The sequence below is a fragment of the Fictibacillus sp. 23RED33 genome (assembly GCF_015903925.1).
Lineage (GTDB): Bacteria > Bacillota > Bacilli > Bacillales > Fictibacillaceae > Fictibacillus > Fictibacillus phosphorivorans.
Genome location: NZ_JACZDX010000011.1, coordinates 1 through 24,902, shown reverse-complemented (window position 1 = coordinate 24,902; position 24,902 = coordinate 1). Strand labels below are relative to the sequence as shown.

The following is a 24,902-nucleotide window of genomic DNA, read 5'->3' as shown; positions in this document are numbered from 1 at the left end:
ATTAATAGGAGGTGTGACGAATGACCAAAGGAATCTTAGGTAGAAAAATTGGTATGACTCAAGTTTTCGCAGAAAACGGAGATCTAATTCCAGTTACTGTAGTAGAAGTAACTCCTAACGTTGTTCTTCAAAAGAAATCCGTTGAGAATGATGGCTACGAAGCTATCCAACTTGGATTTGATGATAAAAAAGACTCTCGTACTAACAAGCCACAAGCAGGACATGCTGCTAAAGCTAGCACGAGCCCTAAGCGCTACGTTAAAGAATTCCGTAATGTTGATGTTGCGGGATACGAAGTTGGTCAGGAAGTCAAAGCTGACATTTTTGCAGAAGGTGACGCTGTAGACGTTACTGGTACATCTAAAGGAAAAGGATTCCAAGGTGTTATCAAACGTCACGGGCAATCACGCGGGCCGATGAGCCATGGTTCCCGTTACCACCGTCGTCCTGGTTCAATGGGTGCAGTTGACCCTAACCGTGTTTTCAAAGGGAAAGCATTACCTGGACGTACTGGCGGAGATACAGTAACTGTACAAAACTTAGAAGTTGTAAGAGTTGATGCAGAACGTAATCTTCTACTAATCAAAGGTAACGTACCTGGAGCGAAAAAGAGCTACGTTACAATTAACTCTGCTGTTAAAGCAAAGGATGCTAAATAAGGAAGGAGGACAATCTGATGCCAAAAGTAGCATTATTTAAACAAGATGGTACTCAAGCTGGCGATATCGAATTAAACGATTCCGTTTTCGGTATTGAACCAAATAAAAGCGTGCTTTTTGACGCTGTTATTATGCAGCAAGCATCACAGCGCCAAGGAACGCACGATGTAAAGAACCGTTCTGAAGTTGCTGGTGGTGGACGCAAGCCTTGGAAACAGAAAGGTACTGGACGTGCTCGTCAAGGATCTATCCGTTCTCCACAATGGGTTGGCGGTGGAGTGGTTTTCGGACCAACACCAAGAAGCTATTCTTACAAATTACCAAAGAAGGTTCGTCGCTTAGCTATTAAATCAGCGCTATCTTCTAAGGTTCTAGATAACGACTTAATCGTTTTAGAAGGTCTTGCATTCGAAGCTCCTAAAACAAAGGAAATGATGCAAGTTCTTGCAAATCTATCCGCAGATCGTAAAGCATTAGTTGTAACTGCTGATTACAATGACGCTGTTGCATTGTCTGCACGTAACATCCCTGGCGTAACAGTTGTTACGGCTAACGGCGTTAGTGTTCTTGACGTGTTAAACCACGACAAGCTTCTTATGACTAAAGACGCTGTGGAAAAAGTAGGGGAGGTGCTCGCATAATGGAAGCTCGTGATGTGATTAAGCGCCCCGTTATTACAGAGCGTTCTACTGAAATAATGGCTGACAAAAAATACACGTTCGAAGTTAATCCTCGTGCTACTAAGACTCAAATCAAAGGCGCACTAGAAGAAATCTTTGGCGTAAAAATTCAATCTGTAAACACTGCTACCTACAAAGGTAAGTTCAAGCGTGTAGGCCGTCATACTGGTTACACTTCTAAACGTAAAAAAGCAGTAGTTACATTAACTCCAGAAAGCAAAGAACTCGACTTTTTTGAAGGAGTTTAAAAAGAACTCGTAAAGGAGGGAAATTACAATGGGTATCAAAAAGTTTAAACCGACAACTAACGGTCGTCGTAATATGTCTCAGCTTGACTTTGCTGAAATTACAACTGACCAACCAGAAAAATCCTTGCTTGCTCCTCTTAGCAAAAAAGCTGGGCGTAACAACCAAGGTAAACTAACTGTTCGTCACCAAGGTGGAGGACACAAGCGTAAGTATCGTATCATCGATTTCAAACGTAACAAAGACGGAATACCAGGTCGCGTTGCTACAATCGAGTACGATCCAAACCGTACGGCTAACATCGCGCTAATCCACTATGCAGATGGTGAGAAGCGTTATATCTTAGCTCCAAAAGGAATTAAAGTAGGGCAAGAAATCATGTCCGGTACTGAAGCTGATATTAAAGTAGGAAACTCACTTCCATTAGCTAACATTCCTGTAGGTTCTACAATTCACAACATCGAACTTAAGCCTGGTAAAGGTGGACAATTGGCTCGTTCAGCTGGTGCTGAAGCTCAACTTCTTGGTAAAGAAGAAAAGTACGCGCTAGTTCGTCTTGGTTCTGGTGAAGTTCGTATGATCCTTCTTACTTGCCGCGCAACAATCGGTCAAGTTGGAAACCTAGAGCATGAACTTGTAAACGTTGGTAAAGCAGGTCGTTCTCGTTGGAAGGGTATCCGCCCAACAGTTCGTGGTTCTGTAATGAACCCTAACGATCACCCACACGGTGGTGGTGAAGGACGCGCTCCAATCGGACGTAAATCACCAATGTCTCCATGGGGTAAACCAACTCTTGGATATAAAACTCGTAAGAAAAATAGCCAAACTGACAAGTACATTGTACGTCGTCGCAAAAAATAATGTGATTGTACTACGGTTCAATCGAGCCGTAGCGCAAACACAAAGGGAGGTTCTCAAATGGGTCGCAGTTTGAAAAAAGGGCCTTTTGTAGATGACCACTTGATGAAAAAGGTCGAGGCACTTAATGAATCTAACGACAAGAAAGTAGTTAAAACTTGGTCTCGTCGTTCTACGATTTTCCCTGACTTCATCGGTCACACAATCGCTGTTTATGATGGTCGTAAGCACGTGCCGGTTTATTGTACAGAAGATATGGTCGGTCACAAGTTAGGTGAGTTTGCACCTACTCGTACTTACAAAGGCCATGCAGCTGATGATAAGAAAACAAGACGTTAATTGAGGGGAGGTACACAAAATGGAAGCAAAAGCAATTGCTAAACAAGTGCGTATTGCTCCTCGTAAAGCTCGCATCGTAATCGACTTGATTCGAGGCAAGCAAGTAGGTGAGGCACTTGCGATTCTACGTTTGACGCCTAAAGCAGCTTCTCCTGTAATTGAAAAGGTGCTTAAGTCTGCTATCGCAAACGCAGAACACAACTATGAAATGGAACCGAACAACTTGGTGATTAAGCAAGCGTTCGTTGATGAAGGTATTACTCTTAAGCGTTTCCGTCCTCGTGCGATGGGTCGCGCAAGCCGTATCAACAAACGTACTAGCCACATCACAATCGTTGTTTCTGAAAAGAAGGAGGGTTAAGACGTGGGTCAAAAAGTAAATCCAATAGGTCTACGTATTGGCGTCATCCGTGACTGGGATTCAAAATGGTACGCTGAAAAGGATTACGCTAATCTTTTACATGAAGACCTTAAGATCCGTTCTTATATTGAAAAGCGTTTAAAAGACGCTGCTGTATCAGGTGTTGAAATCGAACGTGCAGCTAACCGTGTGAATATCACAATCAAAACTGCTAAACCAGGAATGGTTATCGGTAAAGGTGGATCTGAAGTTGAAGCACTTCGTAAAGCCCTTAACGACATCACTGGTAAAAGAGTTCACGTAAACATCTTTGAAATCAAACAAGCTGACGTTGATGCTAAGCTAGTAGCTGAAAACATCGCTCGTCAACTTGAAAACCGTGTATCTTTCCGTCGTGCTATGAAGCAGGCGATCCAACGTGCAATGCGTATGGGAGCGAAAGGTATCAAAACACAAGTGTCAGGCCGTCTTGGCGGAGCTGATATCGCTCGTGCTGAACATTATAGTGAAGGTACAGTTCCTCTTCACACACTTCGTGCAGACATCGATTACGGTACTGCTGAAGCAGACACAACTTACGGTAAGCTTGGAGTTAAAATCTGGATTTATCGTGGTGAGGTCCTTCCAACAAGAGGAACGAAAAAAGAGGAAGGAGGCAAATAATTATGTTATTGCCAAAACGTGTTAAATATCGTCGTGAACACCGCGGTAAAATGCGTGGGAACGCAAAAGGCGGTACTGAAGTTCATTTCGGAGAATTCGGTTTGCAAGCTCTTGAAGCTAGCTGGATTACTAACCGTCAGATCGAAGCAGCTCGTATTGCGATGACTCGTTATATGAAGCGTGGCGGTAAAGTATGGATTAAAATTTTCCCGTCTAAGCCTTACACTGCAAAGCCTCTAGAAGTCCGAATGGGATCTGGTAAAGGTGCTCCTGAAGGATGGGTAGCAGTAGTTAAGCCAGGAAAAGTTATGTTTGAAATCGCAGGTGTCTCTGAAGAAGTGGCACGCGAAGCGTTGCGTCTTGCAGCACACAAACTTCCTGTAAAATGTAAGTTTGTTAAACGCGAAGAAGTGGGTGGTGACACAAATGAAGGCTAATGATATTCGTAACCTGACCACTGCAGAAGTTGAACAAAAAGCAAAAGCACTTAAAGAAGAGCTTTTTAACCTTCGTTTCCAACTAGCGACAGGTCAACTTGAAAACCCGGCCCGCATTCGTGAAGTTCGTAAAGCAATTGCCCGTGCAAAAACGGTTTTACGTGAAAGAGAGCTTGGGATTACTAACGGTTAAATCTTGAGAGGAGGTTCGCACAATGAGTGAACGTAACCAGCGCAAGGTGTACACTGGTCGTGTTGTTTCTGACAAGATGGACAAAACGATTACAGTGCTTGTAGAAACTTACAAGACTCACACTTTATATAACAAGCGCGTTAAATACTCTAAAAAGTTAAAAGCGCATGATGAAAACAACACTGCTAAAATTGGCGATATCGTAAAGGTTATGGAAACGCGTCCGCTTTCTAAAGACAAGCGATTCCGTCTAGTTGAAGTAGTACAAGAAGCAGTAATTATTTAATAAATTGTTCGGATTATACTCATATCCGAAAGGAGGTCCATTCGCATGATTCAACAAGAATCCCGTTTAAGAGTAGCTGATAACTCCGGTGCGAAAGAGTTACTTTGCATTAAAGTTCTTGGTGGTTCTGGTCGTAAGTACGCTAACGTTGGTGACATTATCGTTTGTTCGGTTAAGTCCGCAACACCAGGTGGCGTTGTTAAGAAAGGTGACGTTGTTAAAGCGGTAGTGGTACGTTCTAAGCGTGGTATGCGCCGTAACGACGGATCTTACATCCGCTTTGATGAGAACGCGGCTGTAATCGTTAAGGATGATAAAGGTCCTCGAGGAACTCGTATCTTCGGACCAGTAGCACGTGAACTTCGTGACAAGCAATTTATGAAAATCGTATCTCTTGCTCCAGAAGTTCTTTAATATATTTACTAGCAAGGCGTTTATTGTCTTGTAAGGAGGTGCAACATCACAATGCCATTGCATGTGAAAAAAGGCGATAAAGTACAAGTTATTTCCGGCAAGGATAAAGGTAAACAAGGTGTGATCCTTGAAGCTTATCCGAAGCTAAATAGAGTGCTTGTTGAAGGTGTGAACGTTGTTAAGAAACACGCAAAACCTTCTCAAGCTAATCCACAAGGTGGAATCCTTAGCCAAGAAGCACCAATTCATGCTTCTAACGTAATGCCTCTTGACCCTAAAACTGGTGCTCCTACTCGTGTAGGCTACAATGTAGTTGATGGGAAAAAAGTTCGTGTGGCCAAAAAATCTGGTGAAACCCTAGATAAATAAGTCTCAGAGTGAAAGGAGGACACATAATGAACCGTCTACAAGAGCGATATAAAGCAGAGATCTTACCATCTCTAATGGAAAAGTTTAATTACACTTCAGTAATGCAAGCACCAAAGATCGAAAAAATCGTTATCAACATGGGTGTTGGTGAAGCAGTATCCAACTCTAAAGTGTTAGATACAGCAGTAGAGGAACTTACAGCAATCGCTGGTCAAAAGCCTGTGATCACGCGTGCTAAGAAATCTATCGCTGGATTCAAACTTCGTGAAGGTATGCCGATCGGATCAAAAGTTACACTTCGCGGAGAGCGCATGTATGACTTCCTTGATAAGTTAATCAGCGTTTCCCTTCCACGTGTACGTGACTTCCGCGGGGTTTCCAAGAAGTCTTTCGACGGCCGCGGTAACTACACGCTTGGAGTTAAAGAGCAATTGATCTTCCCGGAGATCGACTATGATAAAGTAAACAAAGTTCGCGGAATGGACATCGTTATCGTAACGACTGCGAACACTGACGAAGAAGCACGTGAGCTTCTTACACAAGTCGGAATGCCGTTCCAAAAATAACCTTTAGCCAAAGGAGGTTTACCCGTGGCAAAGAAATCCATGATTGCTAAGCAACAACGCAAGCAAAAGTTCGGAGTGCAAGAATATACGCGCTGTGAACGTTGCGGGCGTCCTCATTCAGTAATCCGCAAGTTCAAACTGTGCCGTATTTGTTTCAGAGAACTTGCTTACAAAGGTCAAATTCCTGGCGTTAAAAAAGCCAGCTGGTAATACCCTGAAAAAAGGGAAGGAGGTAACTAGTAATGGTTATGACAGATCCAATTGCAGATATGCTTACTCGTATCCGCAACGCAAACACTGTTCGTCACGATAAATTGGAGCTTCCTGCTTCTAATATGAAAAAAGAAATCGCAGAAATCCTAAAGCGTGAAGGTTTTGTTCGCGATGTGGAATATGTAGAGGATAGCAAACAAGGAATGATTCGTATCTTCCTTAAGTACGGTTCTAACAATGAGCGTGTAATCTCAGGTCTTAAGCGTATCTCTAAGCCTGGACTACGTGTTTATGCAAAATCAACTGATCTTCCACGTGTACTTGGAGGACTTGGTATTGCGATCGTATCTACTTCTAAAGGCATTATGACTGATAAAGAAGCTCGCCAATCACAAATGGGTGGCGAAGTACTAGCGTACGTTTGGTAATAAATAGCGAATGGAGGTGTCAACATGTCTCGCGTAGGTAACAAACCGATTGAAGTTCCAGGTGGCGTTACAATCGATGTTGCAACTGACAACACGGTTTCTGTAAAAGGCCCTAAAGGTGAACTTTCTCGCAAATTCAATGCTGACATTAAGATTAATGTTCAAGATAACGAAATTACTGTGGAACGCCCGAGCGACCACAAAGAGCACCGTGCATTGCATGGTACAACTCGTAGCGTACTAAACAACATGGTTATCGGTGTAACTAACGGTTATGAAAGAGCTCTAGAAATTATCGGGGTTGGATATCGTGCTTCCAAAGCTGGTAACAAGCTTGTACTTAACGTAGGTTACTCTCATCCTGTTGAAATCGTTCCTGAGCAAGGGATCGACATCGAAGTACCTTCTAACACGAAGGTAATCGTTAAGGGTATTGACAAGCAACGTGTAGGTGAAGTTGCTGCAAACATCCGTTCAGTTCGTTCACCTGAGCCTTACAAAGGTAAAGGTATTCGTTACGAAGGTGAATTCGTTCGCCGTAAAGAAGGTAAAACTGGTAAATAAAGCCGTTAGGTAGCGGAAAGGAGTGCAAAGGATGATCACGAAAGCAGATAAGAATGTCGCTCGTAAGAAAAGACATGCTCGTGTTCGCCGCGTTGTAAGCGGAACAGCACAACGTCCTCGTTTGAACGTATTCCGTTCTACAAAGCACATCTATGCTCAATTGATCGATGATCAAGCAGGTGTAACAATTGTATCTGCATCTTCCCTTGATAAAGGTGTAAGTGTAGAAAACGGTGGAAACGTAGATGCTGCTAAAGCGATTGGTCAAGAAATCGCTAAGCGCGCAGTTGAAAAAGGAATCAAATCGGTAGTATTTGACCGAGGCGGATATTTATATCACGGACGTATTAAAGCATTAGCAGACGCAGCTCGTGAAGCTGGGTTAGAATTTTAATCGAAGGAGGGAACCTGATGCGTATCGACCCTAACAAACTTGAACTTGAAGAACGCGTCGTTACCGTTAACCGTGTAGCTAAGGTAGTAAAAGGTGGACGTCGTTTCCGCTTTGCTGCAGTAGTTGTAGTTGGTGACAAAAACGGTCACGTTGGATTCGGTACTGGTAAAGCCCAAGAGGTACCAGAAGCGATCCGTAAGGCGATTGAAGATGCTAAGAAGAACTTAGTAACTGTACCGATCGTAAAAACAACAATTCCTCACCAAGTAATTGGACGCTTTGGAGCAGGTAACGTACTTCTTAAACCTGCATCTGAAGGTACTGGGGTAATTGCTGGTGGACCTGTACGTGCAGTATTGGAGCTTGCTGGTGTAGGTGACATCCTTTCTAAGTCACTTGGATCTAACAACCCAATCAACATGGTTCGTGCAACTATCGAAGGTTTGAAAAATTTAAAGCGTGCTGAAGACGTTGCGAAACTTCGCGGTAAATCAGTACAAGAGCTTTTAGGTTAAGGAGGGAACTTTAGATGGCTAAGAAATTAGAAATCACCCTCACTCGTAGTGTTATCGGCCGTCCTGAAAACCAACGTATCGTTGTTAAGACACTTGGTTTGCGCAAAATGCACCAGACGGTTGTACACGAAGATAACGCGGCTATCCGCGGTATGGTTAACAAGGTGTCTCACCTTTTAACAGTGAAAGAATTAGAAGCTTAATAAGATAAATAAATCATGAGGAGGTGCTCAGATGAAACTTCATGAGTTGAAGCCATCAGAAGGATCCCGTAAAGTTCGCAACCGTTTAGGTCGCGGTATCGGATCAGGCAATGGTAAAACAAGTGGTCGTGGTCATAAAGGTCAAAACTCTCGTTCAGGCGGTGGTGTTAGACCTGGATTCGAAGGTGGACAAAATCCACTAGCACGTCGTTTACCGAAACGCGGATTCACAAACCCTACTCGTAAAGAGTATGCAGTTGTAAATCTTGAGAAGCTAGTTCGTTTTGAAGAGGGCACAGTAGTTACTCCGGAACTTCTTATCGAAACAGGAGTAGTTAGCAGTCTTAAAAACGGAATTAAAGTTCTTGGAAATGGCAAGTTAGAAGCTAAGCTTACAGTTAAGGCGCACAAATTCTCTGTTTCTGCTAAAGAAGCAATTGAAGCAGCGGGCGGAACTACTGAGGTGATCTAATGTTCCAGACAATCTCCAACATTATGCGTGTGGGTGATCTGAGAAACAAGATATTGTTTACACTTGCTATGCTGGTAGTGTTCCGTCTAGGAACATTTATCCCAGTACCAGGCGTAAATCGTGATGTACTGAAATTCAGTACGGGCGACAGTGCTAACATTTTTGGTTTTTTGAATACGTTTGGCGGTGGAGCTTTACAGAACTTCTCCATTTTCGCTATGGGTATCATGCCGTATATTACAGCATCGATCATCGTGCAGCTTCTGCAGATGGACGTTGTTCCTAAATTTACGGAGTGGAGTAAGCAAGGTGAAGTTGGGCGTAAGAAATTAGCTCAGTTCACTCGCTATGGAACTATTGTTCTTGGTTTTATCCAGGCAATCGGTATGTCTATCGGTTTTAACAATCTTTTCCCAGGACTTATTCAAAACCCTAGTATGTCTACGTATCTTTTTATCGCGTTAGTTTTAACTGCAGGTACTGCATTCTTAATGTGGTTAGGTGAGCAGATTACCCTTAAGGGGATTGGAAACGGAATTTCAGTTCTGATTTTTGCGGGGATTGCCGCAGCTATTCCTACAGCAGTTAACCAGCTTTTCACAACGCAATTTGAAGGTGGTAACGATCAGTTATTCATGCATATTGTAACGATTGTACTGCTTGCTCTTGCGATTGTACTCATTATTATGGGTGTTATCTTTATTCAACAAGGTGTTCGGAAAATCCCGATTCAGTATGCAAAGCGAGTCGTTGGAACAAAGCCTGTTGGCGGCCAGTCAACTCATCTTCCGATTAAAGTAAACGCAGCAGGTGTTATCCCGGTTATCTTCGCGATTTCCTTGATCATCACGCCAAGAACTGTTGCCGGCTTCTTCGGACAGAATGATGTTACGACTTGGATTATCAACACGTTTGACTACACGAAACCAGTCGGAATGATTATATATGCGCTCCTTATTATCGGATTCTCGTATTTCTATACGTTTATCCAAGTAAATCCGGAGCAAATGGCGGAAAACTTAAAGAAGCAGGGTGGATACATTCCTGGCATTCGTCCAGGAGCTAACACTCAAACTTATATAACAAGAATTCTGTATCGATTAACATTTGTTGGATCTCTTTTCCTGGCTGCAGTTGCAGTCCTGCCAGTTGTCTTTACAGCAATTCCAGGTTTGAACCTTCCGCCAGCCATTCAAATTGGTGGAACAAGCTTGCTGATTGTTGTAGGTGTGGCACTTGACACCATGAAGCAGATTGAGAGTCAGCTGATCAAGCGACACTACAAAGGCTTCATTAAATAAGAGCACGGGAAGATTCATCTTCCCATATGCTCTTGATAAAAGACGATTGTGATTTATGGAGGGATTAGATGTATCTAGTCTTAATGGGATTGCCCGGAGCAGGTAAGGGTACTCAAGCAGAAAGAATTGTTGAAAAATACGGAATACCTCATATCTCTACTGGAGATATGTTCCGAGCAGCAATTAAAGAGGAGACTCCTCTTGGACTTGAGGCAAAATCGTACATGGATGCGGGTAACCTCGTTCCTGACGAAGTTACAATCGGTATCGTACGTGACCGACTTTCTAAAAAGGACTGCGAAAAAGGATTTTTACTAGATGGATTCCCTCGGACAGTTGCCCAAGCGGAAGCACTGGAAGAAATCACAACAGAGCTTGGAAGAACGATTGATTATGTGTTAAACATTTCAGTAGATTCTGATCAGCTTATGCAGCGATTAACAGGTCGTCGGATTTGCCAAACATGCGGAAGCACGTATCATGTAATATTCAACCCGCCAAAGGTTGAAGGAGTATGTGATAAAGACGGCGGTACGCTTATCCAACGTCAAGATGATAATGAAGAGACCGTTCGAAACCGTTTAAATGTAAACATGAAGCAGGCTAAACCACTGCTTGATTTTTATGGTGAAAAAGGTTACCTGAAAAACATGAATGGTGATCAGGATATCGACAAAGTCTTTCAAGACATTGACCAACTTATTGGGGGATTGGCGAAATGATAATCTGCAAAACACCGCGAGAGATTGAAATCATGCGGGAGGCAGGTCGCATTGTTGCCTTAACTCATCAAGAGTTAAAAAAACACATTAAGCCTGGCATAACTACTAAGGAACTGGATAAAATTGCTGATACGTTTATCCGCAGCCAAGGTGCAATTCCTTCATTTAAAAACTATAATGGTTTTAGTGGAAGCATCTGTGCTTCTGTAAATGAAGAACTTGTGCACGGAATTCCAGGTAAACGCGTACTCAACCATGGCGACATTATCTCTATAGATATTGGGGCGAAGTACAAAGGATACCACGGTGACTCCGCTTGGACGTATGGAGTTGGCGAGATTTCAGATGAAGCTCAAAAACTTCTGGATGTAACGGAAGAGTCTTTGTATAAAGGACTCGAAAAAGCAAAAGCCGGTGCCCGGTTAACTGACATTTCTCATGAGATACAAAAGTATGCTGAGGGTGAAGGGTTTTCTGTTGTTCGCGAATATGTCGGACACGGAATAGGCCAGGACTTACATGAGGACCCGCAAATTCCTCATTATGGACCGCCTGGTAAAGGGCCGGTGCTGAAAAAGGGCATGGTTCTAGCAATAGAGCCTATGATTAATGCGGGAACTCGCTATGTTCGAACATTATCCGATAACTGGACGGTTGTCACAACGGATGGCAAATGGTGTGCTCATTTCGAACACACGGTTGTCATTACGGAAGAAGGCTTTGAAATCTTAACAAAGATCTAAGTGAAGGTGATGAAATGGTAAGCGAATCTGATTCGGTACCGAGCATAGGTCAACTGGTTCGGATACTAAAAGGAAGAGACGCAGATCGGTTAGGTGTGATTGTCGGTATTCTCGATGGACGTTTCGTCCTCGTAGCAGATGGTGACAAGAGAAAGTTTGATCGAGCCAAGCGTAAGAACCTAAACCACTTAGAGCTGCTGGATTTTACTTCTCCGGAAGTTGTTAAAAGCATTCTTGAAACAGGTCGTGTAACCAATGGCAAATTGCGTTATGCAGTAGCGAAGTTTTCCGACGAGAAAGTCATTGCTCTGAAGAAGGGAGATCAAGTCGATGGCTAAAGATGATGTTATTGAGGTCGAAGGTACAGTAATTGAACCTCTTCCGAACGCCATGTTTCGTGTTGAACTAGAAAACGGACACAAAGTTCTAGCGCACGTTTCTGGAAAGATTCGTATGCACTACATTCGAATTCTTCCAGGGGATAAAGTAACCGTAGAATTGTCTCCGTATGACTTATCACGTGGTCGTATAACGTATCGTTTTAAATAATCAATGTACTCCGTGACATAAGGAGGTTATAAACAATGAAGGTAAGACCATCAGTCAAGCCAATATGTGAAAAATGTAAAGTGATTCGCCGCAGAGGCACTGTAATGGTGATCTGTGAAAATCCGAAACATAAACAAAAACAAGGTTAATATACAGGAGGTGCAAAAATTATGGCACGTGTTGCAGGTGTAGATATTCCTCGTGATAAGCGAGTAGTAATCTCTTTAACATACATCTTCGGTATCGGTAAAACAAAAGCACAGCAAATTCTTGCTGGAGCTGGAGTTTCTGAAGATACACGCGTTCGTGATCTTACTGAAGATGAATTAAATAAAATCCGCGAAGTCATCGATGGACACAAAGTGGAAGGTGACCTTCGTCGTGAAGTATCACTAAACATCAAGCGTCTAATCGAGATCGGAGCATATCGTGGTGTTCGTCATCGTCGTGGATTACCAGTACGTGGTCAAAACACGAAGAACAACTCCCGTACTCGTAAAGGACCTCGTCGTACAGTAGCGAATAAGAAAAAGTAAGTAAAGGAGGTAAACTCTAAATGGCAAAAGCACGTAAGACTAATACACGTAAACGTCGTGTCAAAAAGAATGTTGAAGTCGGCGTAGCACATATCCGTTCTACATTCAACAACACGATCATTACGATCACTGACACGCACGGGAACGCAATCTCTTGGGCGACTGCTGGTCACCTAGGATTTAAAGGTTCTCGTAAGTCTACTCCGTTCGCAGCACAAATGGCAGCTGAAACAGCTGGTAAAACTGCAATGGAACATGGTATGAAAACGTTGGAAGTATCCGTTAAAGGACCTGGTGCTGGACGTGAAGCAGCAATCCGTGCCCTTCAAGCGGTAGGCTTAGAAGTAACAGCTATTCGTGACGTTACTCCTGTACCTCACAACGGTTGCCGCCCGCCAAAACGCCGTCGCGTGTAACAATATACACGGTATATATTTCTATAACTTGTCTATAATGGTTATAGTGAAAGTTTTGGTAAATGATAAGTCGGAATGCCTATGGGGAATTTCGGCTGGAAACCTCCAGCCGAGATTCGACGTTTGAAGGAGGGTTCAGTTGAATGATCGAAATCGAAAAGCCAAGAATTGAGACGGTTGAAATCAGCGACGATGCCACATACGGAAAGTTTGTTGTTGAACCACTTGAACGTGGATACGGGACTACACTAGGCAACTCCTTGCGTCGTATCTTGTTGTCCTCACTACCTGGTGCAGCAGTTACATCTATTCAGATCAATGGCGTATTGCATGAGTTCTCTACAGTTGAAGGTGTAGTTGAAGATGTTACAACCATCATCTTAAACTTAAAGAAACTTGCAATGAAGATTTACTCTGATGAAGAGAAGACACTTGAAATCGATGTACAAGGTGACGGTGTTGTAACAGCTGGCGACATTACTCATGACAGCGATGTTGAAGTCCTTAATCCGGATCTTCATATCGCAACACTAGCAAAAGGAGCTCATTTCCAAATGAAGCTTCATGCGAAACGTGGTCGTGGTTATGTACAGGCAGAAGGCAATAAACGCGAAGACCTGCCGATCGGGGTAATTCCTGTTGATTCAATTTACACGCCAATTTCGCGTGTGAACTATCAAGTGGAAAACACTCGTGTAGGACAAGTAACAAACTATGATAAGCTAACGCTTGATGTATGGACAGATGGGAGCATTCGTCCAGAGGAAGCAGTTTCTCTTGGTGCGAAGATCATTAGCGAACATTTAAACATTTTTGTTGGCTTAACAGATCAAGCTCAGAACGCTGAGATTATGGTAGAAAAAGAAGAAGACCAAAAAGAAAAAGTACTTGAGATGACGATCGAAGAACTTGATCTTTCTGTTCGTTCTTATAACTGCCTAAAGCGTGCTGGCATTAATACAGTTCAAGAACTTGCGAATAAGTCTGAAGAAGACATGATGAAAGTACGCAACCTTGGAAAGAAATCTCTTGAAGAAGTTCAAGAGAAACTTGAAGAGCTAGGTCTTTCATTACGCGCTGACGATTAATTCGTAATACGCGCTTTTTCAAGACGAGAGAGAAACGCGCAGAGGAGGGAATACAAGCATGGGATACCAAAAGTTAGGTCGTGTATCTGCGGTTCGTAAAGCAATGCTTCGTGATTTAGCTACTGATTTAATCATCAACGAGCGTATTGAAACTACAGAAGCACGTGCAAAAGAAGTTCGTAAATTTGCTGAGAAAATGATTACGCTTGGTAAGCGTGGAGACCTTCATGCTCGCCGTCAAGCTGCATCGTTCCTTCGTAACGAAGTAGCAGACGCTGAGTCTGGACAAAGATCTCTACAAAAGCTTTTCAGTGATCTTGCACCTCGCTATGCAGAGCGTAACGGTGGTTACACTCGCATCGCAAAAATCGGCCCTCGCCGTGGTGATGGTGCACCAATGGTTATCATTGAATTAGTTTAATAAAACGTATGAAAGGGCGGGATCAAGTCTTCAATGACAATCTTGCCCTTTTTTATTTTTATTGAAAAGCCAAGTAGTAATTGCGAGAGTTGATTTGCGCTCCAGGTGCTCGCTTTCCGCGGGGCAGGCGGTGAGCCCCTTGCCGCTTTGCGCCGTTAAGGGTCTCACCTGACCGCTTGTCCCGCAGGAGTCTCGCACCTTGCGCTCCAATCAACTTTTCAATGAAGGGACAACAAAGTTCTAAAGCAAAACCATTAAAAAAAGTTATTGAAAGTTCAAGCCCATTATTGTTAAAAGTAATTGAGCAGAGAGCAGCTTAGAATGAGCAGCAGTTAAGAGGAGGATGTCACATGGAAAACATCATTACCGTTAAAGATGTGACCTTTTATTATCCGGGAGAAGAGACACCTACGCTTAAAGGTGTAACGTTAGATGTACACAAAGGGGAATGGCTATCGATCGTGGGCCATAACGGCTCTGGGAAGTCCACGTTGGCAAAAATGCTCAACGGGCTGTTGTTGCCTAATGAGGGGGCTGTATATGTCTCACAGTACACGACAGGCCTTCCAGACGACATCTGGGAAATAAGAAGACTTGTCGGGATGGTGTTTCAAAATCCAGATAACCAGTTTGTAGGAACGAGCGTACAAGATGACATCGCGTTTGGCCTGGAGAATTTCGGTGTTCCGCGAGACGAGATGGTAAAGCGTATCAATGAAAGTATAGAGAGAGTGGGAATGGAAGCTTTCTTAAACCAGGAACCTCATCAATTATCCGGTGGGCAGAAGCAACGAGTGGCAATAGCCGGTATATTGGCACAGAAACCTTCTGTTATCGTTTTGGATGAAGCGACATCGATGCTCGATCCGATCGGTCGAATTGAAGTGATCGAGACTGTGCGCGAACTGAATGAAAAAGAGGGCATCACTGTCATTTCTATCACTCATGATTTAGAGGAAGCGCTAAGTGCAGACAGAGTTGTCGTCATGAAAATGGGAGAGAAGGCAGCTGAAGGCGTACCTGAAGACATTTTTCAGCAGCGTGAACTTTTGAAATCGGCCGGTCTGGATTTACCGTTTTCACTAAAGTTAAGTGAGGCTCTTCGCCAACAAGGTGTGGAGCTTGATAAAAGCTATTTAACGCAGGAAGAGCTGGTGAATGCATTATGGAAATTAGCATAAACCGTCTAGAGCATAGATACATGGAGGGAACTCCGTTCGAGAGGCGTGCTCTGCACGATATTAACCTCGACATCGCGGATGGTACTTTCCTTGCTTTGATCGGGCACACTGGCTCTGGAAAGTCTACACTTATTCAACATCTTAACGGGCTATTAAAGCCTTCAGCAGGCTCAATAAAGATGGGCAGTACTGAACTTAAGGCTGGCGGTAAGAAACAAGATTTAAAATCACTTCGAAAAAAAGCAGGTATTGTTTTTCAGTATCCTGAGCATCAGCTTTTTGAAGAAACGGTTGAAAAAGATATCATGTTTGGTCCACGGAATTTTGGTGTGTCTGAAGAAAGCGCGAAGCTAACTGCTACTAAAGTAATTGAGATGGTAGGACTTCCAGAGAGTGTTCTAAGTAAATCTCCTTTTGACTTGAGCGGTGGCCAGATGCGTCGTGTGGCGATTGCAGGTGTTCTTGCCATGAATCCCGAAGTGCTTATCTTGGACGAGCCTACAGCAGGACTTGATCCAGCTGGGCGTGTTGAGATTATGGAGCTGTTCTATTCTCTGCATGAGAGAAATAACCTCACTACGATACTTGTTACTCACAGTATGGAAGACGCTTCGAGATACGCGGATGAGATCGCTGTGATGCATAAAGGTGAACTGTATCTACATGGTAAGCCGACTGACATCTTTAGCGAGCGAGAAGCTCTCCAGAAAGCCGGATTAGATGTGCCAGAGACCGTTCAATTTTTACAAAAATGGAATGAGAAGTCTGGTTTGAATCTGACATTATCGAAGTTTACAGTGGACGAGCTGGCTAAACAAGTTAGTCAGAGTCTGAAGAAGAGGGGGAATTAATATGCTGCAGAATGTTATTATCGGGCAGTATTACCCAGCTTCCTCTCCCCTTCATCGAATGGATTCCCGCTCGAAGCTCATTGCTGCCTTCTTTTATTTGTTTATCGTCTTTTTGGCGAACAACTGGCTGACTTATGGACTACTAATCGCTTTTACGTTTGTAACGATCAGTTTGTCAAAAGTTCCACTTCGTTATTTATATAAAGGATTAAAGCCGATTCTTTTACTTGTCGTGTTTACGATGCTTTTGCATATTTTCTTAACAAAAGAAGGCGATTTGCTTTATAAAGCGGGCTTTCTTGAAATTTACGAAGGCGGAGTGATTCAAGGGATCTTCATTGCCCTAAGGCTTTTATTACTTGTTATGATGACGTCACTTTTGACTTTAACAACAACACCGATCGATATTACAGATGGTTTGGAACACTTGTTAGGACCTTTAAAAAAGTGGAAACTTCCTGTTCATGAGTTCGCATTGATGATGTCGATCTCACTCAGGTTTATTCCAACACTCTTACAAGAGACGGAAAAAATCATGAAAGCGCAGATGGCACGTGGTGCTGATTTCACGAGCGGACCGATCAAAGAACGAGCAAAGGCTTTTGTACCGCTGTTAGTTCCGTTATTCGTCTCTTCGTTTAAGCGGGCTGAAGAACTCGCTCTTGCGATGGAGGCGAGAGGTTATCGTGGTGGTGAAGGCAGAACGCGACTTCGTGCGCTAGAGTGGCATCAGCGTGATACGTTTGCTTTGCTTTTACTAACATTGCTGACTCTTGCGCTATTCTTATTACGCAATTAAAAGGAGATTGAACATGGCTCGTATGAAAGTAACCGTAGCCTATGATGGTACTGGGTTTGCCGGATACCAAATACAGCCTAGCGGCAGAACGGTGCAAGGAACGATTCAGGCCGTCCTGCAAAAGATGCACAAAGGGGAACCTGTAGGAATCTATGCCTCAGGACGCACAGATGCGGGTGTTCATGCCATCGGTCAAGTGTTTCATTTTGATACACCCATGGAGATTCATTCTGAAGCTTGGGGGAAGGCATTGAATGCGATGCTTCCGAATGATATTCTAATAAAAGAAGTAGAGATGGTCAGTGATTCTTTTCATTCTCGTTTCTCTGCAACAGGTAAAGAGTATCACTATAAAATTTTAAGAAGTAAGCAACCAGATGTTTTTCAAAGAAATCATATGTTTCATTTCCCTTACTCCTTAAACGTAGAGGATATGAAGCAAGCTGCATCGTTATTTTTAGGTACACATGACTTTACCTCATTTTCATCAGCAAAGTCGGAAGTGGAAGACAAAATTCGTACGATCTTTGCTTTAGATGTTGAGGAAGAAGGCAATGTCCTAACACTGAAGGTAAGAGGCAGTGGTTTTTTATATAACATGGTTCGCATACTTGTTGGTACACTTTTAGAAGTTGGTCAAGGAAAGCGAAAAACTGAGGAGATCTCAGCGATTATTAAAAGCAAAGACCGTGCGCTCGCTGGAAAAACAGCTCCGGCAAACGGACTCTATCTCTTTCATGTAGAATATGAAGATAAAACGGAATAATATTTAGGATACGCTTGACATCGTTGTTTATATATTATAAGATATTATTTGGTATTTCTACAGATATCGTCCACATGCCCCGTGTAGATATCTCGGGAAATGTTCACATGAATATAATGAAATTTGATTGAAGATACAGGAGGGAAAACACATGCGTACGACTTTCATGGCGAAAGCTTCTGAAGTAGAACGTAAATGGTTTGTGATCGACGCTGAAGGCAAAACACTTGGACGTCTATCCAGTGAAGTTGCATCTATCCTTCGCGGTAAGCATAAGCCTATTTATACACCACACGTTGACACTGGTGATCACGTAATCATCATCAACGCTGAGAAGATTGAATTAACAGGTAAGAAATTAACAGACAAAATTTACTACCGCCACACTGGTCACCCAGGTGGACTGCGTACGAGAACTGCATTAGAAATGCGTACAACTCGTCCAGTTCAAATGCTTGAGCTAGCAATCAAAGGTATGCTTCCAAAGAACAGCCTTGGTCGCCAAATGTTCAAAAAGCTTCACGTTTACGCTGGAGCTGAGCACAACAACCAAGCACAAAAACCTGAAAACTACGAGTTACGCGGATAAAAAGGAGGGTATTTACGTGGCACAAGTACAATATTATGGCACTGGACGTCGTAAGCACTCCGTAGCGCGTGTACGATTAGTTCCTGGTGAAGGCCGTATCGTAATCAACGGACGTGACATTGACGAATTTTTCGGATTAGAAACATTAAAGCTTATCGTTAAGCAACCACTTAACACAACTGAAACAACTGACAAGTATGACGTATTAGTTACTGTTCATGGCGGTGGATACACTGGACAAGCAGGAGCTATCCGTCACGGTATCTCTCGTGCGCTTCTTGAAGCAGATCCTGAGTACCGCGGTTCTCTTAAAGCAGCTGGATTCCTTACTCGTGACGCTCGTATGAAAGAGCGTAAGAAGTACGGACTTAAAGGCGCTCGTCGTGCACCTCAGTTCTCAAAACGTTAATTTCCTATTACGTTTTTCAAAACCCTGTTCTCTTTTTTAGAGAGCGGGGTTTTTTTATTTGTGAATTGCGTCTAGTTCGAGAAGATTGAGTCTAATTCCGAACCATTAAGCCTTTGATCGTGAAAATTAAGTCTTAACCCAAATAATTAAGTCTAATTTAAAATAATTAAGTCAAAAACGAAAAAATTAAGTCTAACGCTAACGCAGATCTTATCGTGCCCTGCCTTTTTCCCCTCCATAATGCCATAAAGAGTTATTCCCATCTTTTATGAAGTGTCGTGAAGCTATCTCTGGAGAAAATATAGATATGGAAAACACAACATGATGAAAGGGGAGGTATTAATGGCAATCGTATTAAACAACTTTAAAGAAAAGCAGCGCTTCAAAAAAGAAACGTTCGAGCGGAAAGTACTTCGGGACTTATCCCTTGCTAACATAAAAAAAGAATTTCAGCGTTTGTTTCAACCATTTTTTCAATACTCGCTTCTTTATCAAAATGACATTGAAGATGCGTGCATCGATATGGCGATCGATTCTTATCTCTTAGGTGCAGGCTACAGCCGATTTGCGTATCATGGAGAAACATTAGAAAAGATTAAGGAAAGAGCATATGCAAAACAACAGGCAATCGCAGACGGCCTTTTTGAATATTGGCAGTTCTGGTGCTGGGGAACAGAGATGATGATGGAATCTCTTCATCTTTGCTGTGAGGCATTCGTTCATATTTGGTGGATGGAAGGCTACAAAAACGGTGAAAAACGCTACCGGATGAAGTTGCAATAATCGCTAAACAGTTATAAATTTCTTCTTGTCCCATATACATAGTGATATATGGCTTGTATAGGGGGACAAAACATGAAGAAGTGGGTGAAGGGAGCCGCATTTGCACTTGGATGCGCTGTCCTTATCTTTATTTTCACCTATCATTTTTTAGATGATGATTCGTGGCGCTCGTGGAACATGCCGCTCTCTGGAAAGATTATCGTAATCGACCCAGGCCATGGCGGTGCTGACGGTGGTGCTGTTGGTGATGGAGAAGTTCTTGAAAAAGAGATCGCATTAAACATTTCCATGTTACTTCGAGATTATTTACAAGAAGCGGGAGCGCTAGTCATCATGACACGTGAAACAGACACTGACCTCGCGGACGAAGGTACAAAAAAATTGCGACATCGCAAATGGGAAGATTTAAAAGAGCGAAAAAAAATTATTAACGAAAATCATGCGGACTTATTTATTTCGATTCACTTAAATTCTTTGCCCTCATCCAGGTGGAGAGGCGCACAAGTCTTTTATCATCCCGGCAAAGAAGACGGAGAAGCCGTATCTAAATTTATACAAGACGAAATCAAAAGAAATCTAAATAATACGGATCGGTTTGCAAAATCCATAGAAGGTTTATACTTGCTGCGGACTGCAGAAGTGCCAGGAGCGCTAGTCGAAGTCGGTTTCTTATCCAATCCATCAGAACGAGAGCTGTTAAAAACAGAATCGTACCAAAAAAGTATAGCGGCATCGATCTACCAAGGTATGCTGCGATTTTATACAAATGAAACACCACCAACATCTCCTCTTGATTAGAGGGGGTGTTTCTCTATTTCATGTGCTCGCTATTTGGGCGAGTAATTTGGAGTGGACAGTAAATATACCGAAGTGGACAGTAAATATGTAAAAGTGGACAGTAAGTTTCAATAAGTGGACAGTATTTTCATAAAAGACGACAGTAAGTGCTCATACCTCCTTTAGTGAGCTTCCTCGCTTCAGTGAAATTCACACATCTAAAAAACCGCTTACATGATTGTCGGTGGGGGTTGTGATATACTGAAAAGGAATTTTACAGGTAAAGGATGTGTCTATGTGCTTACAGAAGAAAAAGTCATCGAGCTGTTAGGTCCTATTCAAGACCCTTATTTACATAAAAGCATGGTCGACTCAGGGAGTATCCGTGAGTTGAAGATAAAAGAAGGATATGTGGGGCTGAAAATTGGCTTAGCACATACAGGAACGCCCGAACAAATGCAGCTGCAGCAGCAGATCGTTCAAGTTTTGAAAAATGCTGGAGCGGAATCTGTAGGACTTCGTTTCGAAAAAAGAGACGATATTACGGCTGTAAACCCAAGTGAAGCAGCGAATCAGAGTGCACCAACTACTCTTCTTTCCGAAAACAGCAAGACTCAATTTATCGCGATTGCTAGTGGTAAAGGCGGCGTAGGGAAATCAACGGTTTCGGTCAACTTAGCTGTTGCTCTTGCGAGACTTGGGAAAAAGGTCGGCTTGATCGATGCTGATATTTACGGATTCAGTGTTCCAGATATGATGGGAATTACAGAACGTCCGAAAGTAAAGGGCGACCGCATCTTTCCGGTTGAGCGTTTTGATGTAAAAGTAATCTCTATGGCATTTTTCGTGGAGGATAATGCACCTGTAATTTGGCGTGGACCGATGCTTGGGAAGATGCTTATGAATTTCTTCAGCGAAGTAGAATGGGGAGATCTAGACTATGTTCTTCTAGACTTGCCGCCAGGTACAGGTGATGTGGCGCTGGATGTTCATAAGATGCTTCCGAAGTGTAAAGAAGTAATCGTAACAACACCTCATGCTACAGCAGCATTCGTAGCAGCTCGAGCGGGAACGATGGCGATCAAGACAAACCATGAAGTGCTTGGTATCGTTGAGAACATGTCTTACTTCCAAAGCGGATCAACAGGTGAAAAGGAATATGTATTTGGTAAAGACGGCGGAAAGCGTTTAGCAGAAGAGTTAAATGTACCGTTGTTAGGACAAATACCGCTTGGTCAGCCTGAAATAAAAGAAGATGATTTTGCGCCAAGTGTATATGACCAAACACATCCAATCGGTGAACACTACATTCAGATGGCAAAGAAAATTATTGATAAAACAAATTAAAGAAAAAGCCTTCCGTTTGTCGGGAGGCTTTTATTGCGGGCTTGTGGACTCTTCTTGTTGCTCTTGTCCGCCGCCAGATGATGAAGCTTCTTTTCCTTTTTTCGAGATGGACTGATCAATTTCTTCATGAGCCACTTTCTTTAACATCTCTTGAATTTGAGCTTGTACGATTGGACTCTCGAACGTCTCAAGCATCACTTTTTTCATTTCTTTTCTAACTGGCTGTGTATCAACGAGCGATAATAATTTTTCTGCCATTTGCGGGTTCTGCATGATCTTCATCACTTCTGCTTGATACTGAGGATCTTTAATTAAATCCTTCATCAATTTCTCATGTTCTTTTCGCATGCTTTTCGCAAAAGCTACTGAGAACTTCGGATCTTTAAAAAGGGTCTGCCAAAACTTTTGGCCCTTTTCAGAAAGAAGCTGCTTTTCAATCGTCTGTTTGATGACTTCTTGATCAATGAGTATATCTTGTTGAATTTCTTTATCTGATAGAACTTCTTTAATGGCTTTTTTTCCTTCATCTGTCTTCAATAGATCGACAAGCATCTTTTTCGTTGCTTCGTAATCGACCTGTGAACTGCCTTGGGCTTCTTGAGCACAGCCCGAAAGAACAGCAAAAGAGATACAAAAGAGGAAAATGTATATTTTTTTCATTTGAATTCCTCCTCCTTTCAAGTTGAGCTCGATACTTATAGGATTGATTTTTAGCACGTATTTATACTGGTTATTTAAAGGAAAACTGGCAATTTAAAATAGACATTGGTACAATCGTTACGGAGCATGTTAGAGGGGGAAAACACGCGTGAAAATTAGAAGTTGGATCTTTTTATTCTTTACCACATTATTAATTGGGATTGTCAGTGCAATCACAGTTGGTCTTATATTAAAGTTTCCAGAGGACAGCAGCGCTTTAGAAGTACTTCTATATATTTTTGGACTGATCGGTTTTGGCGCGTTGTTCAGTGTATTTAGTCAGATGGGCTTTTTTGCATATTTAACGGTTCATCGCTTTGGCCTTGGTATTTTTAAAAGTCATCGCCTTTGGAACGGAGTACAACTTGTATTGATAGCGGTCGTACTTTTCGATCTGTTCTATTTACGATATACATCTTTTCACAAGGAAGGCGACAGCCTCGTTAACTACATTCTTATTCCGCTTGCGATTTTAGCTTACGGATTGGTCATTGCATATGTAAAAGTAAAACAAACATCGAGTGTAGCGTTCATCCCAACGCTTTTCTTTATTACAGTCGTAACCATCTTAGAATGGGTGCCGGTGTTAAAAGAAAACAATACCCTTTCACTATGGATGGGCTTTGTTCCGATCATGCTTTGTAACACGTATCAAATTTTAATGCTGCATCGACTGTTGCAGTCAAATCAATCTAAATCATCTAAACAAACAAAGCCCACTGCCTTATAAGGCAGGGGCGTTTTTTCATTCATCAGTTAACTTCTTTACTGTTGGCCTCGGTATTCGCGATCATCTCACTTACACTCACAAATTTAAAGCCATCGTCGCGGAGTTTATCAATAATAGTTGGAAGTGCTTTATGTGTTTGTTTAACGGAATCGGATGCATGAAGCAAGATGATGTCTCCTGCTTTCGTCTCATCAGTGGCAGTTGTAACAATACGATCTACTCCAGGGTTTTTCCAATCTTTCGTGTCGATGCTCCAATGAACTACCGTGTGGTTGAGATCTTCTGAGATGTTTAAGACACGCTCATCAAAATTCCCATTTGGCGGTCGTATAAGAGAAGTCATTTTCCCGGATACTTTTTTAATTTTCTCCTGAGCTAAAAGGATATCCCGCTTGATCTGTTTATCTTCCCAATCTGTATAGCTTTTGTATTGATAACCGAGACTAGCTACTTCATGACCATCTTTTACAATACGTTCGACGATTTCAGGATGACGTTCAGCCCAAGCGGCTGATAGGAAAAAGGTACAGTTTTTTACGCCCTTTTCCTTTAAAACGTCTAAGATCGGTGTGACCCGTTTGTCGCCCCAGCTGATATCAAACGTGAGAGATACTTTGTTTCCTTGGTCTTCTCCCTTATAAATCGCACGAGGTCCATCTTTAGATGAAAACACAGATAGTTGCTGCTGTCCTACAAATGCAAGTGAGGCAGCAAAGAAAGCTGCAAACACAACAACCATGTATTGTTTCATTTTCTTGCCGTTAATAACAAAGAAAAATTTCATAAAACCATCTACCCCCTGTCCATCTTCCTTACAAAATATCTATGATGAAAGGGACAAGATATACCGAAAATTTAGACATTCCTATAAAATATTAACTCTGACTTTTCATGGCCATAATGGTAAAAGAAAAAATAAGAGGGGTGTCGTCTATTGTCTTTGGTAGGGATGCTGTTAAATCATCAAGAGCTTTCTGAGTTTGAATATGTGTTAAAAAAGGAAATGGAAGAACTAAGGGTCGATCTTGAAGACAATAAGATTGACGCTATCGTAAAAACTGTATTAGAAGAGCGGTATCAGATCATTTATCGTTTGTTCTGCAGATTCGCTAAGCCTTCTGATTGCAGAAGATATTTAAGGCGGAAACAAAGAAATTAACTTTTTTCGAAAAAACTATTGACCATATTATCAAGAAGGTGGTATATTACTTCTTGTCGCTTTTACAGCGGCTGAAACAAACGAAACAAACAAATTAAGAATCACTAAAAAAAGCAGTTGACATCAACTAGCCAACGGTGGTATCATATAAAAGTCGCCAAAACGAGCGACACACT

43 protein-coding genes are annotated in these 24,902 nt (G+C 42.3%); 41 read left to right on the top strand and 2 right to left on the bottom strand.

From position 1 onward, the window contains the following. The first annotated feature begins 20 nt into the window (after positions 1-20). The 39 genes from rplC (at position 21) to IHV09_RS20435 (ending at position 22,138) form a co-directional block, all read left to right on the top strand. On the top strand, positions 21-659 hold the full coding sequence (gene rplC, locus IHV09_RS20625; RefSeq protein ID WP_066237965.1) for a 50S ribosomal protein L3: 639 nt from the start codon (positions 21-23) through the stop codon (positions 657-659). A 17-nt stretch (positions 660-676) separates the two neighbouring features. Next, on the top strand, positions 677-1,300 hold the full coding sequence (gene rplD, locus IHV09_RS20620; protein ID WP_066390669.1) for a 50S ribosomal protein L4: 624 nt from the start codon (positions 677-679) through the stop codon (positions 1,298-1,300). Further along, entirely contained in the window at positions 1,300-1,587 is a 288-nt protein-coding gene (gene rplW / locus IHV09_RS20615; RefSeq protein WP_137792245.1) for a 50S ribosomal protein L23, read from the top strand. The genes rplD and rplW overlap by 1 nt, the downstream gene beginning before the upstream one ends. A 28-nt stretch (positions 1,588-1,615) precedes the next feature. Then, positions 1,616-2,446, top strand: coding sequence for a 50S ribosomal protein L2 (gene rplB / locus IHV09_RS20610; RefSeq protein WP_066390675.1), 831 nt, complete (start codon positions 1,616-1,618; stop codon positions 2,444-2,446). Between the two features lie 57 nt (positions 2,447-2,503). Continuing rightward, entirely contained in the window at positions 2,504-2,782 is a 279-nt protein-coding gene (gene rpsS / locus IHV09_RS20605) for a 30S ribosomal protein S19 (protein WP_066237951.1), read from the top strand. Between the two features lie 19 nt (positions 2,783-2,801). After that, positions 2,802-3,143, top strand: coding sequence for a 50S ribosomal protein L22 (gene rplV, locus IHV09_RS20600; protein WP_066237948.1), 342 nt, complete (start codon positions 2,802-2,804; stop codon positions 3,141-3,143). Positions 3,144-3,146: 3 nt separating this feature from the next. Next, complete coding sequence (gene rpsC, locus IHV09_RS20595; protein WP_066237945.1) at positions 3,147-3,806, top strand: 30S ribosomal protein S3; 660 nt, start codon at positions 3,147-3,149, stop codon at positions 3,804-3,806. Between the two features lie 2 nt (positions 3,807-3,808). Next, positions 3,809-4,243 (top strand): 50S ribosomal protein L16, encoded by a 435-nt coding sequence (rplP, locus tag IHV09_RS20590; protein WP_066237943.1) that lies wholly within the window; start codon positions 3,809-3,811, stop codon positions 4,241-4,243. Continuing rightward, complete coding sequence (gene rpmC, locus IHV09_RS20585) at positions 4,233-4,436, top strand: 50S ribosomal protein L29 (protein WP_066237940.1); 204 nt, start codon at positions 4,233-4,235, stop codon at positions 4,434-4,436. The genes rplP and rpmC overlap by 11 nt, the downstream gene beginning before the upstream one ends. A 22-nt stretch (positions 4,437-4,458) precedes the next feature. After that, on the top strand, positions 4,459-4,722 hold the full coding sequence (gene rpsQ, locus IHV09_RS20580) for a 30S ribosomal protein S17 (protein ID WP_066390676.1): 264 nt from the start codon (positions 4,459-4,461) through the stop codon (positions 4,720-4,722). Between the two features lie 45 nt (positions 4,723-4,767). Continuing rightward, on the top strand, positions 4,768-5,136 hold the full coding sequence (gene rplN / locus IHV09_RS20575) for a 50S ribosomal protein L14 (RefSeq protein WP_066237936.1): 369 nt from the start codon (positions 4,768-4,770) through the stop codon (positions 5,134-5,136). Between the two features lie 57 nt (positions 5,137-5,193). Continuing rightward, positions 5,194-5,505 (top strand): 50S ribosomal protein L24, encoded by a 312-nt coding sequence (gene rplX / locus IHV09_RS20570; protein WP_066294477.1) that lies wholly within the window; start codon positions 5,194-5,196, stop codon positions 5,503-5,505. 26 nt (positions 5,506-5,531) lie between these two features. Continuing rightward, on the top strand, positions 5,532-6,071 hold the full coding sequence (gene rplE / locus IHV09_RS20565) for a 50S ribosomal protein L5 (RefSeq protein WP_066390678.1): 540 nt from the start codon (positions 5,532-5,534) through the stop codon (positions 6,069-6,071). 24 nt (positions 6,072-6,095) lie between these two features. Further along, complete coding sequence (gene rpsN / locus IHV09_RS20560; RefSeq protein WP_066390681.1) at positions 6,096-6,281, top strand: 30S ribosomal protein S14; 186 nt, start codon at positions 6,096-6,098, stop codon at positions 6,279-6,281. 32 nt (positions 6,282-6,313) lie between these two features. Next, positions 6,314-6,712, top strand: coding sequence for a 30S ribosomal protein S8 (gene rpsH / locus IHV09_RS20555; protein ID WP_066390683.1), 399 nt, complete (start codon positions 6,314-6,316; stop codon positions 6,710-6,712). 24 nt (positions 6,713-6,736) lie between these two features. After that, complete coding sequence (gene rplF / locus IHV09_RS20550; protein WP_066390685.1) at positions 6,737-7,276, top strand: 50S ribosomal protein L6; 540 nt, start codon at positions 6,737-6,739, stop codon at positions 7,274-7,276. A gap of 31 nt (positions 7,277-7,307) precedes the next feature. Continuing rightward, on the top strand, positions 7,308-7,670 hold the full coding sequence (rplR, locus tag IHV09_RS20545; protein ID WP_066237916.1) for a 50S ribosomal protein L18: 363 nt from the start codon (positions 7,308-7,310) through the stop codon (positions 7,668-7,670). 14 nt (positions 7,671-7,684) lie between these two features. Continuing rightward, positions 7,685-8,185 carry a 30S ribosomal protein S5 gene (rpsE, locus tag IHV09_RS20540; RefSeq protein ID WP_066237913.1) on the top strand — a complete coding sequence of 167 codons (501 nt, stop codon included), beginning with the start codon at positions 7,685-7,687 and terminating at the stop codon, positions 8,183-8,185. 14 nt (positions 8,186-8,199) lie between these two features. Continuing rightward, positions 8,200-8,388, top strand: coding sequence for a 50S ribosomal protein L30 (gene rpmD / locus IHV09_RS20535; protein ID WP_066237910.1), 189 nt, complete (start codon positions 8,200-8,202; stop codon positions 8,386-8,388). 31 nt (positions 8,389-8,419) lie between these two features. Further along, positions 8,420-8,860, top strand: a complete 441-nt coding sequence (gene rplO, locus IHV09_RS20530; RefSeq protein WP_197134184.1) for a 50S ribosomal protein L15 — start codon at positions 8,420-8,422, stop codon at positions 8,858-8,860. Further along, a complete protein-coding gene (secY, locus tag IHV09_RS20525; protein WP_197134181.1) occupies positions 8,860-10,161 on the top strand; it encodes a preprotein translocase subunit SecY in 1,302 nt (433 codons plus the stop codon). Before rplO ends, secY begins: the two co-directional genes overlap by 1 nt. A 68-nt stretch (positions 10,162-10,229) precedes the next feature. Beyond that, positions 10,230-10,883 (top strand): adenylate kinase, encoded by a 654-nt coding sequence (locus tag IHV09_RS20520; protein WP_066390692.1) that lies wholly within the window; start codon positions 10,230-10,232, stop codon positions 10,881-10,883. Beyond that, positions 10,880-11,626 (top strand): type I methionyl aminopeptidase, encoded by a 747-nt coding sequence (gene map, locus IHV09_RS20515; RefSeq protein WP_197134178.1) that lies wholly within the window; start codon positions 10,880-10,882, stop codon positions 11,624-11,626. Before IHV09_RS20520 ends, map begins: the two co-directional genes overlap by 4 nt. 14 nt (positions 11,627-11,640) lie before the next feature. Further along, positions 11,641-11,964, top strand: coding sequence for a KOW domain-containing RNA-binding protein (locus IHV09_RS20510; protein ID WP_137792243.1), 324 nt, complete (start codon positions 11,641-11,643; stop codon positions 11,962-11,964). After that, complete coding sequence (gene infA / locus IHV09_RS20505; protein WP_066237890.1) at positions 11,957-12,175, top strand: translation initiation factor IF-1; 219 nt, start codon at positions 11,957-11,959, stop codon at positions 12,173-12,175. The genes IHV09_RS20510 and infA overlap by 8 nt, the downstream gene beginning before the upstream one ends. A gap of 35 nt (positions 12,176-12,210) precedes the next feature. Further along, positions 12,211-12,324 carry a 50S ribosomal protein L36 gene (gene rpmJ, locus IHV09_RS20500; protein WP_007203526.1) on the top strand — a complete coding sequence of 38 codons (114 nt, stop codon included), beginning with the start codon at positions 12,211-12,213 and terminating at the stop codon, positions 12,322-12,324. A gap of 21 nt (positions 12,325-12,345) precedes the next feature. Then, positions 12,346-12,711 (top strand): 30S ribosomal protein S13, encoded by a 366-nt coding sequence (rpsM, locus tag IHV09_RS20495; protein WP_066390695.1) that lies wholly within the window; start codon positions 12,346-12,348, stop codon positions 12,709-12,711. A 20-nt stretch (positions 12,712-12,731) separates the two neighbouring features. Beyond that, entirely contained in the window at positions 12,732-13,127 is a 396-nt protein-coding gene (gene rpsK, locus IHV09_RS20490) for a 30S ribosomal protein S11 (protein WP_066237883.1), read from the top strand. A 143-nt stretch (positions 13,128-13,270) separates the two neighbouring features. Further along, positions 13,271-14,215 carry a DNA-directed RNA polymerase subunit alpha gene (locus IHV09_RS20485; RefSeq protein ID WP_066390697.1) on the top strand — a complete coding sequence of 315 codons (945 nt, stop codon included), beginning with the start codon at positions 13,271-13,273 and terminating at the stop codon, positions 14,213-14,215. A gap of 58 nt (positions 14,216-14,273) precedes the next feature. Continuing rightward, positions 14,274-14,636 (top strand): 50S ribosomal protein L17, encoded by a 363-nt coding sequence (gene rplQ, locus IHV09_RS20480; protein ID WP_066237878.1) that lies wholly within the window; start codon positions 14,274-14,276, stop codon positions 14,634-14,636. A gap of 350 nt (positions 14,637-14,986) precedes the next feature. Then, positions 14,987-15,817 carry an energy-coupling factor ABC transporter ATP-binding protein gene (locus IHV09_RS20475; RefSeq protein ID WP_197134175.1) on the top strand — a complete coding sequence of 277 codons (831 nt, stop codon included), beginning with the start codon at positions 14,987-14,989 and terminating at the stop codon, positions 15,815-15,817. Next, a complete protein-coding gene (locus tag IHV09_RS20470) occupies positions 15,802-16,668 on the top strand; it encodes an energy-coupling factor ABC transporter ATP-binding protein (protein WP_197265372.1) in 867 nt (288 codons plus the stop codon). Before IHV09_RS20475 ends, IHV09_RS20470 begins: the two co-directional genes overlap by 16 nt. A 1-nt stretch (position 16,669) precedes the next feature. Beyond that, a complete protein-coding gene (locus IHV09_RS20465; RefSeq protein ID WP_197265371.1) occupies positions 16,670-17,467 on the top strand; it encodes an energy-coupling factor transporter transmembrane component T family protein in 798 nt (265 codons plus the stop codon). Positions 17,468-17,480: 13 nt separating this feature from the next. After that, a complete protein-coding gene (gene truA, locus IHV09_RS20460; RefSeq protein WP_197265370.1) occupies positions 17,481-18,233 on the top strand; it encodes a tRNA pseudouridine(38-40) synthase TruA in 753 nt (250 codons plus the stop codon). A gap of 151 nt (positions 18,234-18,384) precedes the next feature. Further along, entirely contained in the window at positions 18,385-18,822 is a 438-nt protein-coding gene (rplM, locus tag IHV09_RS20455) for a 50S ribosomal protein L13 (protein WP_066237860.1), read from the top strand. Positions 18,823-18,838: 16 nt separating this feature from the next. Beyond that, positions 18,839-19,231, top strand: a complete 393-nt coding sequence (rpsI, locus tag IHV09_RS20450; RefSeq protein ID WP_066237857.1) for a 30S ribosomal protein S9 — start codon at positions 18,839-18,841, stop codon at positions 19,229-19,231. A 342-nt stretch (positions 19,232-19,573) separates the two neighbouring features. Then, positions 19,574-20,014 (top strand): DUF2521 family protein, encoded by a 441-nt coding sequence (locus tag IHV09_RS20445; RefSeq protein WP_197265369.1) that lies wholly within the window; start codon positions 19,574-19,576, stop codon positions 20,012-20,014. A gap of 72 nt (positions 20,015-20,086) precedes the next feature. Then, the gene (cwlD, locus tag IHV09_RS20440; RefSeq protein WP_197134160.1) at positions 20,087-20,812 is read left to right on the top strand and encodes an N-acetylmuramoyl-L-alanine amidase CwlD; all 726 of its coding nucleotides are present in this window, start codon (positions 20,087-20,089) and stop codon (positions 20,810-20,812) included. 276 nt (positions 20,813-21,088) lie between these two features. Beyond that, complete coding sequence (locus IHV09_RS20435; RefSeq protein WP_197134157.1) at positions 21,089-22,138, top strand: P-loop NTPase; 1,050 nt, start codon at positions 21,089-21,091, stop codon at positions 22,136-22,138. Positions 22,139-22,168: 30 nt separating this feature from the next. On the opposite strand, the gene gerD is transcribed toward IHV09_RS20435, so the two are convergent. Further along, positions 22,169-22,798 (bottom strand): spore germination lipoprotein GerD, encoded by a 630-nt coding sequence (gerD, locus tag IHV09_RS20430; RefSeq protein ID WP_197192137.1) that lies wholly within the window; start codon positions 22,796-22,798, stop codon positions 22,169-22,171. 148 nt (positions 22,799-22,946) lie between these two features. On the opposite strand from gerD, the gene IHV09_RS20425 reads away from it, so the two are divergent. Further along, on the top strand, positions 22,947-23,567 hold the full coding sequence (locus tag IHV09_RS20425; protein ID WP_197195973.1) for a KinB-signaling pathway activation protein: 621 nt from the start codon (positions 22,947-22,949) through the stop codon (positions 23,565-23,567). Positions 23,568-23,589: 22 nt separating this feature from the next. On the opposite strand, the gene pdaB is transcribed toward IHV09_RS20425, so the two are convergent. Then, positions 23,590-24,351 carry a polysaccharide deacetylase family sporulation protein PdaB gene (gene pdaB / locus IHV09_RS20420; protein ID WP_197192135.1) on the bottom strand — a complete coding sequence of 254 codons (762 nt, stop codon included), beginning with the start codon at positions 24,349-24,351 and terminating at the stop codon, positions 23,590-23,592. A gap of 150 nt (positions 24,352-24,501) precedes the next feature. Here pdaB and IHV09_RS20415 point away from each other — a divergent pair, with 150 nt between their 5' ends. Further along, positions 24,502-24,726, top strand: a complete 225-nt coding sequence (locus IHV09_RS20415; protein ID WP_231618441.1) for a hypothetical protein — start codon at positions 24,502-24,504, stop codon at positions 24,724-24,726. Positions 24,727-24,902 lie beyond the last annotated feature (176 nt).